Annotated in this window: 9 protein-coding genes and 2 pseudogenes; 10 read left to right on the top strand and 1 reads right to left on the bottom strand. The window is 61.1% G+C overall.

The features are described 5' to 3' along the window. Positions 1-117: 117 nt before the first annotated feature. Complete coding sequence (locus ACOYW1_RS20980; protein WP_482419590.1) at positions 118-327, bottom strand: hypothetical protein; 210 nt, start codon at positions 325-327, stop codon at positions 118-120. Between the two features lie 259 nt (positions 328-586). On the opposite strand from ACOYW1_RS20980, the gene ACOYW1_RS20975 reads away from it, so the two are divergent. The 10 genes and pseudogenes from ACOYW1_RS20975 to ACOYW1_RS20930 all read left to right on the top strand — a co-directional run. Beyond that, positions 587-1,450, top strand: coding sequence for an ExeA family protein (locus ACOYW1_RS20975; RefSeq protein WP_482419589.1), 864 nt, complete (start codon positions 587-589; stop codon positions 1,448-1,450). 479 nt (positions 1,451-1,929) lie between these two features. After that, positions 1,930-2,517 (top strand): ElyC/SanA/YdcF family protein, encoded by a 588-nt coding sequence (locus ACOYW1_RS20970; protein WP_482419588.1) that lies wholly within the window; start codon positions 1,930-1,932, stop codon positions 2,515-2,517. Positions 2,518-2,669: 152 nt separating this feature from the next. Beyond that, positions 2,670-3,020 (top strand): hypothetical protein, encoded by a 351-nt coding sequence (locus ACOYW1_RS20965; RefSeq protein WP_482419587.1) that lies wholly within the window; start codon positions 2,670-2,672, stop codon positions 3,018-3,020. 121 nt (positions 3,021-3,141) lie between these two features. Next, the gene (locus tag ACOYW1_RS20960; protein WP_482419586.1) at positions 3,142-4,599 is read left to right on the top strand and encodes an asparagine synthetase B family protein; all 1,458 of its coding nucleotides are present in this window, start codon (positions 3,142-3,144) and stop codon (positions 4,597-4,599) included. A gap of 33 nt (positions 4,600-4,632) precedes the next feature. Further along, a complete protein-coding gene (locus tag ACOYW1_RS20955; RefSeq protein ID WP_482419585.1) occupies positions 4,633-5,718 on the top strand; it encodes an adenine nucleotide alpha hydrolase family protein in 1,086 nt (361 codons plus the stop codon). Between the two features lie 2 nt (positions 5,719-5,720). Next, positions 5,721-6,059, top strand: a complete 339-nt coding sequence (locus ACOYW1_RS20950) for an acyl carrier protein (RefSeq protein WP_482417658.1) — start codon at positions 5,721-5,723, stop codon at positions 6,057-6,059. A 19-nt stretch (positions 6,060-6,078) separates the two neighbouring features. Continuing rightward, the gene (locus ACOYW1_RS20945) at positions 6,079-9,288 is read left to right on the top strand and encodes a non-ribosomal peptide synthetase (RefSeq protein ID WP_482419584.1); all 3,210 of its coding nucleotides are present in this window, start codon (positions 6,079-6,081) and stop codon (positions 9,286-9,288) included. A 39-nt stretch (positions 9,289-9,327) separates the two neighbouring features. Further along, on the top strand, positions 9,328-10,614 hold the full coding sequence (locus ACOYW1_RS20940; protein ID WP_482419583.1) for a methyltransferase domain-containing protein: 1,287 nt from the start codon (positions 9,328-9,330) through the stop codon (positions 10,612-10,614). Then, a pseudogene (locus ACOYW1_RS20935) lies at positions 10,611-12,005 on the top strand (condensation domain-containing protein); the annotation flags it as partial. The gene ACOYW1_RS20940 and the pseudogene ACOYW1_RS20935, both read left to right, overlap by 4 nt. Before the next feature lie 95 nt (positions 12,006-12,100). After that, positions 12,101-13,876, top strand: a pseudogene (locus ACOYW1_RS20930) (acyltransferase domain-containing protein); the annotation flags it as partial. Between the last annotated feature and the right edge of the window lie 6 nt (positions 13,877-13,882).

The raw sequence follows: 13,882 nt of genomic DNA, 5'->3' as shown, positions 1-13,882 counted from the left end.
TACCCGGCCTCCGGTGCCACCATGGACTCATGGATAGTATGTGGTGAGGCAAAAACAGTTTCCCGCCGTGGTGAAGAAAATGGCGAAAAATGCTAATAGCCAGGGGTCAAACGGCATTCAGATGATGTCTCCAAACGTGGGAAGGGTAAACGATGAGACGATATGGCGGAGCATGATGGAGATGTTTTGGAATCGCTGCCCATGGGCGTTGTGCGATCCGGTCATGGTGAGGGTGAGAGGGAGGTTCCAGCTTAAGGGGAAAATACTGCAGGAATGATGCCAGGACGCCCTGATGAATCGCAGGGTATGGATGATTCGTAAATACACTGTGTTCAGCCCGGGATGCCACCGGGCGGGGGTGGTATGGAATGTGGTGATGTGTACCTTCTTACATAGTTTGCTGTGTTGATGTGTAACAGATTACATAATTGATCCCGCCCATGGAGCCCTTTCATGCCCACGGAAACCCGTGAATGCATTTTGGTTGTTCAAACCATCTAAAACCCAACAGCAACCGGTTGTAACGATAATGTATTGATTTGGTGTCATTGTTATCCCATGACATATCCTGGCAAGGAGTGTAGCCATGTACGTAGAGCACTATAGCCTGAAGGCCAAGCCCTTTGAAATCACCGCGGACCCGGACTTTCTCTGGCTCGGGGAAAAGCACAGGGAAGCCTATGCCATGCTGCGGTACGGAGTGCTTGAGAACAAAGGGATCCTTTTGCTGACCGGTGATGTGGGGGCGGGAAAGACCACCCTGATCAAGGCCCTTGTGGGGGATCTGTCCGGGGATGTGATCTGTGCCACTGTCCCGGACCCCGGGGTGGGCGTGATGGACTTTTACAGGTTCATGGCCCGCGGGTTCGGCATTGATGCTTCCTTCTCCTCCAAAGGTCAGTTCATCACCGTTTTCGGCACCTTTCTTCATGAATGCTTCAACCGGCGAAAGATCGTTCTGCTCATCATTGACGAAGCCCAGAGGATGAGCGAACGATTGCTGGATGACGTGCGCATGCTCTCCAACCTGGAGCACAACGGTGTCAAGATGCTCAACATCTTTTTTGTGGGCCAGCAGGAGTTTCTGGTTGCCATCGGCACCCAGAAGTTCAGGGCCTTTCGCCAGCGCATCACCCTCAGCTATGCCATCGAGCCCTTGGACCTGGAGGAGACCTACCGGTATATCGCCTCGCGGCTGAAGAGGGCCGGGGCAAAGACCAACTGCTTTACCAAGGGCGCCATCAAAGAGATTCACCAGTACTCGGGAGGCTCACCCAGGGTGATCAACCTGCTCTGCGACATGACCATGATGGTGGGCTACTCCAAGGGGGTAACGCGACTGGAAAAACAGACGGTCCGGGATGCAGCCGAAAAGCTGCCCGGGGTGACGGCACCCGTGAAGAAAAAACGGAAGCTGACACGGGACGAGCCCCGTGAACCGGCGGTTTGAATTGTCTTGATGTATTGAGTTTCTATGCTATAATGTATTTAATTTTTAATCCCTTATAAGCTGAGTGTGACAGCCTCATACCTTGTTTTTCATCATGCCTTGCGCAGATATGCAAGGGATGATGACGGGCTGAAAAGTGGTATCGTACCGCGTTTTTCGAGCCTTTGTTTCCGTGCGTCTGCAGCTTGTCCGCTTGCCGGGGACTCACAAGCCCTTTGACCGAGACCGTCTTTATCCCAGCCACCTCTGTACTCTGTCTTTCTTGAGCACCCCTGTCTCTCATCCCCGTGTATCCCTCATGTTCATGCTGACATCGTCGCTTATCTCAGCGCACCCACCGACGCCATCAGTCAATGCCGTCCACCCACAGGCTCGAGGGGATCGGATCGTTTATCGTGCACAGGTCAAAAGCAACAACGGAAAGATTCGCCCCCCCATGGGCGACGGTCAGGCGCTGGACGCTGGGCTTTGGCCTTTTGGTGTGCGGGGCATGCCTTCTGGCCTTGTCTGTTCCGGCCGTCAAGGTGGAGTTACGGGCCGCCCTCGGGCGGGAGCTCATTGATGTGGACTCGCCCATCCCGGGGAAAGTGGACGCAATATACGTTCTGGGCGGAGGCGTCCGAAGCACCCGCGCCCATTTGAAACGGGCGGCGGGCCTGTACCATCAAGGTGTCTCGGAAAAAATTCTCTACTTTCACCGGGACGGAGACACGGTGAGGGACTGGTCCCTGGGGCGCGACATCAGCCGTGACGCCTGGGTGATGAGGCAACTGACCGCCCGTGGGGTTCCCGTCTCGGCCACCGAGGCTGTCCCTGTCATGGAGGGGTTCTGGGGGACCTACTCCGAAGCTGAGGCGGTGTCGGCCCTCGTGGTGGAACGACGTCGGAAGAGCCTGCTGCTTATCACCTCGCCACACCATACAAAGCGCGTTCGGCAGTCCTTTGCCTATTTTCTCCGGGGGCAGGGGGTCTCCGTCCTCGTGGGCGGCTCCGAGGACACGGCCTATCTCCGGGAGCTTTTGATGGAGCACGTGAAGGTGAGGGTTTACGGAATGTTTCTGCTGTAGGAAACCTCGATGAAAATCGACGGCGCACCGGGATCCCGTCAGGGAAGGGAACGGTGCGGCGGACAATGCAAGGAATCATGCCTATGTGCGGCGTTTCAGGGATATTGGGCGGTCACCTGGACGGACCGTCAAGGGAGAGGGCGATCTGCTCGATGGTCTCCACCTTGACCCACCGGGGACCCGACGGATGGGGCATCTATTGTAGCGGGGAGCTGGCGCTGGGGCATACCCGGCTCTCCATCGTGGACCTTCAGGGTGGTCATCAGCCCATGATGAGCGACCGGTTCGTGATCTGCTACAACGGAGAGATCTACAACCATATCGAGCTCAGGCAGGAGCTTGAGAAAAAAGGGGTCACCTTTGAGACCACGTGTGACACGGAGGTGGCCTTAAAGGCCTTTGAGGTCTACGGCACCGATGCCTTCTCCCGGTTCAACGGGCAGTTTGCCATGTTGATCTGGGATCGGCTGAAAAAGGAGCTGGTGGTGGCAAGGGACCGTTAGGGTCTAGACACCCTGTACATCCTCCAGCATGGGGGCGCCTTCTACTTTTCCTCGGAGATCAAGGCCTTCGACACCCTGGAAGGGTTCCGGCGCACCATGGACATGCAGGGGCTGTTCGAACATGCCCTGTTGTGGAACACCATGGGGGACAGCACCGTTTCACAACGGGATCCGCAGCGTATCGTCCGGGACCTTCGAGCGGTTCACGGCCCAGGGCCGGATCGGGGGCGGTCGCTATTACGAGATCGGCGAGTCCTGCGGGACGTCGCCGGAGACCCTTGAAGAGGCAGGGGAGCTCCTGGAGTCCCTGCTCCTCGACTCGGTGCGCCTGCGGCTCAGGAGCGATGTGCCGGTGGGGGCCTACCTCAGCGGGGGCATCGACTCGTCCGTGATCACCCACCTGACCTCGGTGTGGAACCGCGAGAAGTTCAAGACCTTTTCCGTGGCCTTTGAAGACGCCGAGTTTGATGAGTCCTTTTTCCAGCGGGAGATGGTCTCCCGCATCAACTCGGATCACCTGGCCCTTCAGGTGGGCTACAGCCACATCAACGAGCATTTCCTCGATGCCGTGTATCACTTTGAGCGGCCGGTGTTCCGCACGGCAGGGGTTCCCCTGTTCATGCTCTCCGAGAAGGTACGGGAGCACGGGATCAAGGTGGTGCTCACCGGGGAAGGGGCCGATGAGATTCTCTGCGGGTACGACTCCTTTAAAGAACTCAAGCTCCTGGAATTCTGGGGGCGGGATCCTTCCTCCACCATGCGTCCTTTGCTGATCAAAAAGCTCTATCCCCACCTTCGGCACTACAGCAACCCCAGGCAGTACGGGTTGATGAAGATGTACTACGAGGGGTTCCTCGGGGAGTACGACAACGAACTCACCGGCCTGAACATTCGCGCCGGCAACAACCGGATCCTTGCCAAGTACTTCCACAAAGACCACCCCGTGACGTTTGAAAAGGAGCGCCTCATCGAGACAGCCAGGCAGGTGCTCCCCGACAACTTTTCGTCATGGACCCTCCTCCAGAAAAACCAGTTCATGGAGATGAAGACCCTCCTTTCCGGCTACCTGCTCTCGTCCCAGGGGGACCGCATGTCCCTGGCCCACAGCGTGGAGGGGCGCTATCCCTTCCTGGATCACCGGGTGGTGGAGGCCCTCTTCTATTTCAAGGACAGGTTCAAGCTCCGGGGCTTTTCCCAGAAGTACCTGTTGGGCAAAACCTACGGGCACCACCTGCCCGATGCCATCGTCAACCGCCCCAAAAAACCTTACACCGCCCCGGATCTGAAGTCCTTTTTCCATGGGGGCGGCCTCTCGGAGCAGGCGGCACATTTCCTCTCCCCGGAGGTGATCCGGGAGTACGGGGTCTTCGACGAGACCATGGTGGAAAGGCTGGTGAACAAGTTCAACCGCCAGATACCAGCTGAGATCGGCTATCGCGACAACATGCTCATCACCTTTATCCTGTCGTGCCAGATGACCCATCACTGGGCGGGGCACCCGAAAAAGGACCTGCTGGACCCGGCGTCCATGACCGTGAGGATCGACGACCGGCAGGGAACCACAGGGGCTGTTGGATAGGATCGTTGACCTAACCCAAGAGAGGACCATTCCATGAAGGAACATACCCAGGACCGCTGTGTCAGCTGCGTTCTTTCCGCTTCTTTTCCGGGCATTGAGTTTAACGCGGAAGGGGTCTGCAACTTTTGTCGGAACAAGCTCCAGATAACCTCCGATGCCGAGGCCATTGCCCGTGCAAAAGAGAAGATCGAGTCCACCATCAGCCAGCGGCGCGGCCAGGGCCGGTACGATGCCCTGATGTGCTACAGCGGCGGCAAGGACAGCACCTACACCCTGATGCTTGCCGTGCATAAATACGGTCTGAGGGTGCTCTCCTTTACCCTGGACAACGGGTTTTTGTCCGCCGGGGCCATGGACAACATCAACCGGGTGGTGGACGGCCTGGGTGTGGACCAGGTGACGGTGAAGCCGTCGTCGACCTTTTTCCGGTCCGTGGTCAAGGCCAGCGCCCTCAACGACATCTTTGGCGACCGGGCCCTTGTGCGCATCTCCTCCGGGTGCCATGCGTGCATCTCCCTTGTGAACATCACCGCCCAGACAATGGCCCTTGAAAAAGGCATCCCTTTTATCCTGGCCGGGTTCACCCTGGGCCAGATCCCAGCCAACGGCGTGATGTACAAGACCAACTACCGCTTTTTGATGGACAGCCGCAAAACCGCCATGGACAACCTCAGGGCCCACGTCGGCGACGATGTGGATGCGTACTACGGGATCCGGGAGTCCCTCATCGATGCGGTGACCTCCTACCCGTACACCATGAACCTGCTCTGCCTCGAAGACATCACCGAGGCCGAGATCGTGCGGGCCATCGAGCCCCTGGGCTGGGAAAGGCCCGGGGATGTGGACGGTTGCTCTTCCAATTGCCGCCTGAACACCTTCAACAACCATATCCACCAGATAAAATACGGATACAGCCCCTATGAACTCGAACTCAGTCACCTCATTCGAAAAGGGCTGATGGCAAGGGACGAGGCTCTGGAAAAGATATTTGATCAGCCGGTTGATCAGTTTCAATCGGTGATGAGCCAACTCGGCATGACAGACAACGACATCGATTCCCTTGAGCCCCGGAGGCAGGAGGCCTGTTCCGGGGGCCTGGGAGCGATGGGGGGGACTTGACCATGGGACCAGTGAACTCAGGAGACCGCCCCGACAATGGGGCTGAAGGAACCAACACCATCGTGTTTCGAAAAAAGGAGATCCAGGAGGCGCTGCTGGAATTCATCACACGAAATTTCATGGTGGAGCGCAGTGACATCAAGCTGGATCTCTCCATGATTGACGAGGGGATCATTGATTCCTTCGGTCTGGTAGAAATCGTCACCTTCATGGAGACGACCTTCGACATGGAGGTGGCCGACGACGACATGAACCGAGATAACTTCGGCTCGGTCCTGAAGATCGTGGATTACATCTACAGACAGACCGACACCGACATCCCAATCCGTGCCGCAACATAACCCCGGGAGGTATTGTATTATGACGACCTTCAGCAGCGAGGCCGCAAGTTATCCTGCATCGGCCATTCAAGAGCAGTTCTGGCTCATCAATCAGCTCCATCCGGAGAGCTCTGCTTATAACATTCCCCTTTTATTTCGCATCAGGGGGCCCCTTGATCGCGACAGCCTGGAAAAAAGTCTCAACGACATGATCGGACGCCACCAGATCCTGCGGACCTGTTTTGCCATGGACCGGGGGGATCTGGTGCAGCATGTGGCGCCCAGCCTGAACCTTCCCCTGGCCTGCGATGTGCCGGAAGGGGAGGAGGCGGTGAACCGCTGCGTCCGTGAGGAGCTGAGGCGGCCCTTTTCCCTGTCGGAGCTTCCCCTGATCCGTTTCCGGCTCTTTCGGACAGGGGAGGAGGAGCATCTCTTCCTCATTGTCATGCACCATATTATCACCGACCTGCGGACCAAGGAGCTCTTTACCGAAGAGCTCTCCTCCCTGTACGGAGCGGCGGTGACCCGGCGTCCGGCCCTTCAGCCCGCCTCGTCGGTGCCTTATGCTGAGTTTTCGAGGTGGCAGAGGGACTGGCTCGCAGGGGATGAGTGCCGCTCCATGCTGGTGTACTGGAAGGAGCATCTCAAGGGCCGCACCGATTCCCTTGACCTGCCCATGGAGAAAAAGCGTCCGTCGCTTCTTTCTCTGGAAGGGGAGGCCGTGTTCTTCCACCTGGAGCCTTCGTTTGTGGGTGAGTTGAAGCAGTTTAGCAGAGACCGCAGCGTCACGATCTTTCTGACCCTTCTGGCCGCCTACGCGGCCTTGCTTTTCCGCTACGGCGGCAACCCGCAGCTCACCATCGGCGTGCCCCTGACCAACCGTCGCAGGGCCAGGTACAAGGATACCCTGGGGTGTTTTGTTAACATTCTTCCCCTGGCCGTGACCGTGTCCGGGGAGACCAGCTTCCCGGACCTCCTGGGCAAGGTCCGGCAAGCCATGCTGGGAGCCCACAGGCATCAGGAAGCGCCCTACCGCCTTCTGGCACACACGGTGGAGCCCAGGACAGGGGCCAGCCACAACCCCCTGTTCCAGGCCGGGTTTACCCTGGACCCGCCTGTGGGCATGAGCTTAGAGGGCCTTGAGGTGGAACCCGTGGCCGTGCACAGCGGGGGCGCTCAACTGGACCTCTTCTTTACCTTCTGGGAAGGGGACGACGGGATCCGGGGGTACTTTGAGTACAACTCGGAGCTTTTTGACGAGGCCATGGTCCGGCAGGTGTCGGAAAATTACCGGATGCTTCTCCGGGAGGTGCTCCGGGACGGGGACCGCCCCATTGCCGCCATTCCCGTGGTGTCCGAAGGGGAAAAAGAGACCCTGTGCGTGGCGTGGAATCAAACGGAGGCACCTGCGTCCCGGGGCACGGTGGTGCACCGGCTCATCGAGGCCCAGGTGGATGCCGCCCCCCATGCCGTGGCCGCCGTGTTTGAAGGGGAGTCCCTCACCTACGGCGAGCTGAACCGGCAGGCCAACCGGCTGGCCCGGTACCTTGGGGCCCAGGGCGTGAAACCCGGCGACCTCGTGGGGATCCACATGGAGCGCTCCCTGGACATGCTCGTGGCACTGGTGGGCACCATGAAGGCCGGGGCGGCCTATGTTCCCCTGGACCCGGCCTTTCCCGAAGAGAGGCTCCAATACATACTTTCCCACACCGAGGCCTCCGTGGTGCTGACCCAGGAGAGCCTCAAAGGGACCCTGCCCGCGTGCACGGCCCGTCGGGTGTTCATGGACACCGACCGGGGGGCCGTGGCCGAGCAGTCCGACGACAATCCGGAGGTGGCGGTCTCTTCCGACGACCTGGCTTACGTGATCTATACCTCGGGGTCCACGGGGCGCCCCAAGGGCGTGGCCGTGCACCACGACGCCGTGGGCAACTTTTTGTCCAGCATGGCCAGGGAGCCCGGGCTCACATCCGAGGACGTGGTCCTGGCCGTGACGACCCTCTCCTTTGACATCACCGTGCTGGAGCTCTACCTGCCTCTTATCGTGGGGGCCAAGGTGGTCATCGCCCCCAGGGAGACCGTGGCCGACGGGCGGTTGCTTTTAGAAGCCCTGTCCCGGCATGGCGTGACCCTGCTCCAGGCCACCCCCGTCACCTGGCGTCTTCTCGTTGCCGCCGGGTGGCAGGGGGGAGATAACCTGAACGTCCTATGCGGCGGCGAAGTTCTGCCCGCGGATCTGGCCGCCGCCCTTGTCTCCCGGTCGTCCCGGGTGTGGAACATGTACGGCCCTACCGAGACCACGGTTTGGTCCACCTGTGCCCGCATCACGGACGGGGAGGCCAGGGTGACCGTGGGCCGTCCCATCGACAACACCCGTACCTACATCCTGGATCCCTGGATGCAGCCGGTTCCCACGGGGGTCTCAGGGACCCTTTTCATCGGCGGGGCCGGGGTGGCCAAAGGGTACCTGCACCAGCCCGACCTGACCCGGGAGATGTTTGTCCCCGATCCCTTTGCCGGGGAGGCCGGGGCTCGGATGTACAACACCGGGGACCTGGCCCGTTACCGCGCCGACGGCACCATCGAGGTGCTGGGGCGGTCGGATTTTCAACTCAAAATCAACGGGTTCCGCATCGAGGCCGGGGAGGTGGAGACCGTGCTTTCCGGCCATCCGGCAGTCTCCCAGGCCATTGTGTCGGCCCATGAGTTTGAGCCCGGGGATGCCCGGCTCGTGGCGTACATCACCCACACCAACGGCGGCCAGAGTCTTGTCTCCGATCTCAGGGCGCACCTTGCAGGGAGCCTGCCCGATTACATGATCCCCTCCATCTTCATGCCCCTTGATTCCCTGCCCCTGACCCCCAACGGAAAGGTGGACCGCAAAGGGCTTCCGGTGCCGGATACCCGTCGGCCCCAGACGGACCAGGCGTTCATGGCCCCGCAAAGCGATATGGAAAAGCTCCTCTCGGAGATCTGGACCCAGGTGTTGAAGGTGGACACCATCGGCACCGGAGACAGCTTTTTCGAGTTGGGGGGCAACTCCCTGCTCGGGGTTCGGGTGGTGGGCAAGGTGGGTGAGGCCCTGAAACGGAAGGTTCCCGTCCTGGCGCTCTTTCAGTATCCCACCATTGCCGCCTTTGCAGGCTACCTCGCAGGGGAATCAGCGCAACCGGCTGTGGCCCAGGACAAGATTTCAGATCGCGCCACACAGAAGAAGCGGGCAATGGCCCGCCGACGGCGGTCGCCATAAGAGGTCGGCGACGCATCACAGCCATGGATGGAGACGAGGATGAATTGTTTACGTTCATATAAGATCAAAGATTTTTCGACCAACGTGGAAGGCGAGGTGAACCGCCTTCGTTCCCAGGTGGACCTCTTCTGGCAGAAGGAGGTGAGGGCGTACCGGCGGTTCGGCCTGAAGGACGGCATGCGGGTGCTGGAGTGCGGAAGCGGGCCCGGCCACGTCATCGAAAACCTCCTGAAGGCCTGTCCGGGGTGCCGGGCCACGGCCGTTGAGATCGACCCTTACCTTGTGGCGATCCTCAAGGAGAGGCTGGACGGGCGGTGCGATATCTCGGAACAGTCCATCATGGAGCTGGGCTTTGCCTCGGGGAGCTTCGACTTTGTCATCACCCGCCTGGTTCTGGAGCACCTGCCGGACCCCCTGGGGGCTGTGCGGGAGGTCTATCGGGTGCTGAAACCGGGGGGCCGGGCCGTGTTCGTGGACAACGATTTTGCCATGCATCTTCGGACCCATCCCGAGATCCCGGAGTTGAGTGATCTCTACGATGCGTATTGCCGCCTGAGGGTCGACGAGGGGGGCAACCCCCTCATCGGCCGCGAGCTGCCCTCTCTTTTGAGGAAAGGCGGGTTTACCGATGTGGACCTGGAGGTGGTGTGCGCCCACAGCACCGTGACCGGGGACGATATGTTCCTCAAATCCGAAGGGGTGGGCATTCCCTCCCAGCTTGTGAAGGAGGGGTACCTGCCCTCGGGGCTCCTGGACCGGCTCGCCGTGAAGTGGCACCGGGTGCTGCGCCATGAGCACCACTCCATCTTCAGGCAGCTATTTGTCTCCGGCGGAGAGAAACGGGCATCGGGCTCCCGCGGGATTCCCAGGCTTCACGGGGAAGCGGGCTCCGAGAACCGCCTGGGGCGGGAAGGGCAAGGCCTCGCTTCCGGCAGGGGGCTGGGGCCCCATCAGGTCATGGCTGCTCAGCCCCATGAGCGCCTGGCCCTCTTGAAAGCCTATCTGGTGACGCGTGTGGCCGATGCCCTGGGGGCTTCCCCGGAATCCCTGGAGGGCGGCATGCGGATCAGTGACCTGGGGTTTGACTCCCTCATGGCCGTGGAGGTGATGGACGAGGTGGAGTCCCAGTGGGGCGTCTGCCTTTCCCTGATGGATTTCTTTGAGGGGCAGAGCCTCGACGACATCACGGTCACCCTGCATGGTCGGCTGTTTCAGGAGGCACCGAAGGATCCGGTCGAGGCGTTGGCTGAAGAGCCACAGGCCGTCCCGAGCGCCGTGACGGGCCCGGACGATGACGTCGTGGAATGGGAAGAGGGTGAGATATGAGCATCGCGTATATCATGGAAAAACTCAGCCGGCTGGACATTGACCTGTGGGTCGAGGGCGGAGGCCTGAAATATCGTGCCCCCAAAGGGCGCATGACCCCTGAACTGCGTCGCCTGATCAAGCTGAACAAGCCAGGGTTGATGGTGCACCTGGGGGGCTCCGTGGGGGACGACAGGTCCGGCCCCCTGTCCTACAACCAGCAGTCACTCTGGATTCTCAACCGCATGGACCCGGACTCCGCATGCTACAATGTGTCCCTGTCGTGCCGCATCGTCACCGAGGTCCGGCCCGAGGTGATGCAGGGCGTGTGCCGGCAGCTGGTGGCCCGCCACGAGATCTTGAGGACCACCTATGGTTTTGGCGACCATGACGGTCAGACCAGCCAGACCGTCCACGACACCATGGAACCGGAGTTTCACCTGGTGGACGCCCGGGAGCTCTCCGGGGAGGCGCTCAAGGAGCGGGTCCGGGAATACCATGCCCGGCCCTTTGACCTGGAGAAAGGCCCCCTGTTGAGGGTGTGCCTTTTTACGCTTTCCGGGGGCGAGCACATCTTTGTGATGACCATTCACCATATCGCCAGCGACGGCAGCTCCTTTCACCTTCTCATTGACGAGTTCGGCAAGCTCTACCGCGCGGCGACGGCCGGTGAGGAGGCGAGGCTTGCCCCGGTGGAGCGCCAGTATCGCGATTTTGTCCGATACCAGCAGGAGATGCTCGCAGGGGAGGAGGGGGCCCGGCTGGAGCACTTCTGGCGGGATCGGCTGTCGGCCCCGCTTCCGGTCATGAACCTTCCCCTGGACGGCACGCCCTCCGCCTCCCCCAGTTTCACCGGGGCCAGCTACCCCTTTCAGGTGACCGGGGAGGCCTATGAAACCCTCCGGACCTTTGTGGGCACCGAAAATGTGACCCTTTATGTCATGCTGCTGGCGGTGTTTCAGGTGACCCTCATGCGGTTTTGCAACCAGGGGGACCTGATTATCGGCACCCCGGCGGTGGGGCGGGTGCGGCCGGAGTACAAGGGGGCCTGCGGTCACTTCATCAACATGGTGGCCATGCGGGGGGACCTCTCGTCGAGCATGAGTTTTCGAGAGCACGTGACCCGGAGCAGGCGGGTGGTTCTCCAGGCCCTGGACCATCAGGCCTACCCCTTTCCCCTGCTCGTGGAGAGGCTGGGCCTGGATCGCGATCCCAGCCGCTCCCCCCTGTTCCAGGTGATGTTCAACATGCTCAACCGCAAGATTCTGGGCCCTGCAGCGGATTTTTTCATGGGCGCATCCAACGAAACCCCGGTGGATTTCGGCGGAATGGGCATCATGCCCTACCCCCTGGACCAGGAGGAGGGCCAGTATGAGCTGGTCCTGGAGATCGTTGATAACGATGAGAGCCTGGCCTGCGCTCTTCAAGTACTGCATGGGGAATCCTGTTTTCCGAAGAGACCGTCGCCTCCCTTGCCTCGGCCTTTGAAGGGTGCCTCGGCCACGTCATGGCGTCCCCGGACATGCGCCTGGGGGACGTGCCCATGCCCCTGGGACGGGACGGGGACCGGCCGGGCGGAAAGATGCCGCGAGGGGCCTCGCCCGTGCCCTGGGAATGGGAACAGGGGGAGCGGCTTGCGGCCGGGCCACCCGTCACCTTTATGTTCACCGGGCAGGGGGCCCAGTCTGTCCGCATGGCAGAGGGACTGTACCAGGGCGAACCGGAGTTCAGGAACTGGGTGGATTATTGCGCGGACCGGCTGGTACCCCTCATGGGCTGCGATATCCGTCGCTTTATCTACCCATCCCCCGAAGAGGCCCCCGAGGCCGAGGAGAAGCTCAAACAGACCGCCGTCACCCAGCCCGTTCTCTTTACCCTGGAATATGCCCTTGCACGGCTCTGGATGAGCTGGGGTGTCCAGCCCCGGGCCATGATCGGACACAGCATCGGTGAATACACCGCCGCCTGCCTGGCCGGTGTTTTTTCCCTGGACGATGCCCTGGAACTGGTGGCCGCACGCGGTCGCCTCATGCAGGGGCAACCCGGGGGGGCCATGCTGGCCGTGGGCCTGCCCGAAGAGAAGATCATCCCGTTTTTGAGGGACGGGCTCTCCGTTGCCGTGATCAACGCGCCCTCCCGGTGTGTGGTGTCCGGGCCCCAGGCGTCGATCCAGGCCCTGGAGGAGAGGTTGGCCAAGGCCATGAAGATGGAGGGCAAAAAGGCCCGGTGGAGCCGTCTGCGCACCTCCCATGCCTTTCATTCGGAGATGATGGAGCCGGCCCTTGCCCCCTTTGAGGCCTGCGTGACCAAGGTCTGTCCTGCGGCTCCTCGGATCCCCATCGTTTCCAACGTCACCGGGACCTGGCTCACCGCAGCCCAGGCCATGGATCCTGCCTACTGGTCGTCCCACCTGAGGGAGCCGGTGCGTTTTTCCAAGGGCGTGGCGACCCTTTTGACCCAACCCGCAGGGGTACTGCTGGAGGTGGGGCCAGGAAGCACCCTGGCGCTTCTTGCCCGCCAGCAGGTGGCAGAAACGGGGCGCCCGGTGATCCTTACATCCCTGCGTCATCCCGGCCAGGGCGGCTCCGACGACGCCTTTATCCGGGAGACCGTTATCTCCCTGAGAGAGGCCGGAGTCTCCGTGGACTGCTCCGGGGAGGCCTTTGGCTCAGGGACCACACCGGGCGGGTCATCGGAAAAAGCGGAACTCGCTTATTGGAAGGAGACCCTGGGCACGGACCTGCCTGTACTCCAGCTTCCGGTGGACCATCCGCGTCCCGCCCATCTGGCATTCAGGGGCGGCACCCAGCGGTTTCGCCTTTCCTCGGAGTGCATCAAGGCCCTGAAAGGCCGTGGCCTGTCCGAGGGAGGCACCGTCTCTACCCTGCTGCTGGCCGCTTACGTCACCTTGTTGACGCGCTATTCCGGACAGACGGACCTCATGGTGGGGGTCTCGGGGGCCGACGGCGAACGGCCCGGAAACGGTGGGGCCTCTTCCCATATGTTTCCCTTGCGTGCGGATGTGTCGGACCCCTGCACCTTTGATGCGCTGCACCGCCGCATTTGCGAGGCCGCGCGCACGGCGCGGGCCCGTGCCGGGATGTCCCTTGCCCGCCTTGCCCAGCTCCTGGACCCGGACCACGCCCCGGATTCCCACCCGCTTTTCCAGGCGATGTTCACCTTCCAGGACGGCCCCTTGCCCGGCGGCATTGAACAGGGGCCTTCCCTTGGTGGATCGGGTGAGCCAAAGGGGCCTGCATGCGATCTCTCCCTGTTTGTCCGTGACGAT

It is taken from the genome of Desulfoluna sp. CYM3A (assembly GCF_056829965.1).
This window is presented reverse-complemented; position numbering and strand designations above follow the sequence as displayed.

Coding starts and splice junctions, on each gene's coding strand:
- ACOYW1_RS20955 (WP_482419585.1), top strand. CDS start 4,633: ATGAAGGAACATACCCAGGACCGCTGTGTCAGCTGCGTTCTTTCCGCT.
- ACOYW1_RS20975 (WP_482419589.1), top strand. CDS start 587: ATGTACGTAGAGCACTATAGCCTGAAGGCCAAGCCCTTTGAAATCACC.
- ACOYW1_RS20945 (WP_482419584.1), top strand. CDS start 6,079: ATGACGACCTTCAGCAGCGAGGCCGCAAGTTATCCTGCATCGGCCATT.
- ACOYW1_RS20950 (WP_482417658.1), top strand. CDS start 5,721: ATGGGACCAGTGAACTCAGGAGACCGCCCCGACAATGGGGCTGAAGGA.
- ACOYW1_RS20940 (WP_482419583.1), top strand. CDS start 9,328: ATGAATTGTTTACGTTCATATAAGATCAAAGATTTTTCGACCAACGTG.
- ACOYW1_RS20960 (WP_482419586.1), top strand. CDS start 3,142: ATGCCCTGTTGTGGAACACCATGGGGGACAGCACCGTTTCACAACGGG.
- ACOYW1_RS20965 (WP_482419587.1), top strand. CDS start 2,670: ATGGTCTCCACCTTGACCCACCGGGGACCCGACGGATGGGGCATCTAT.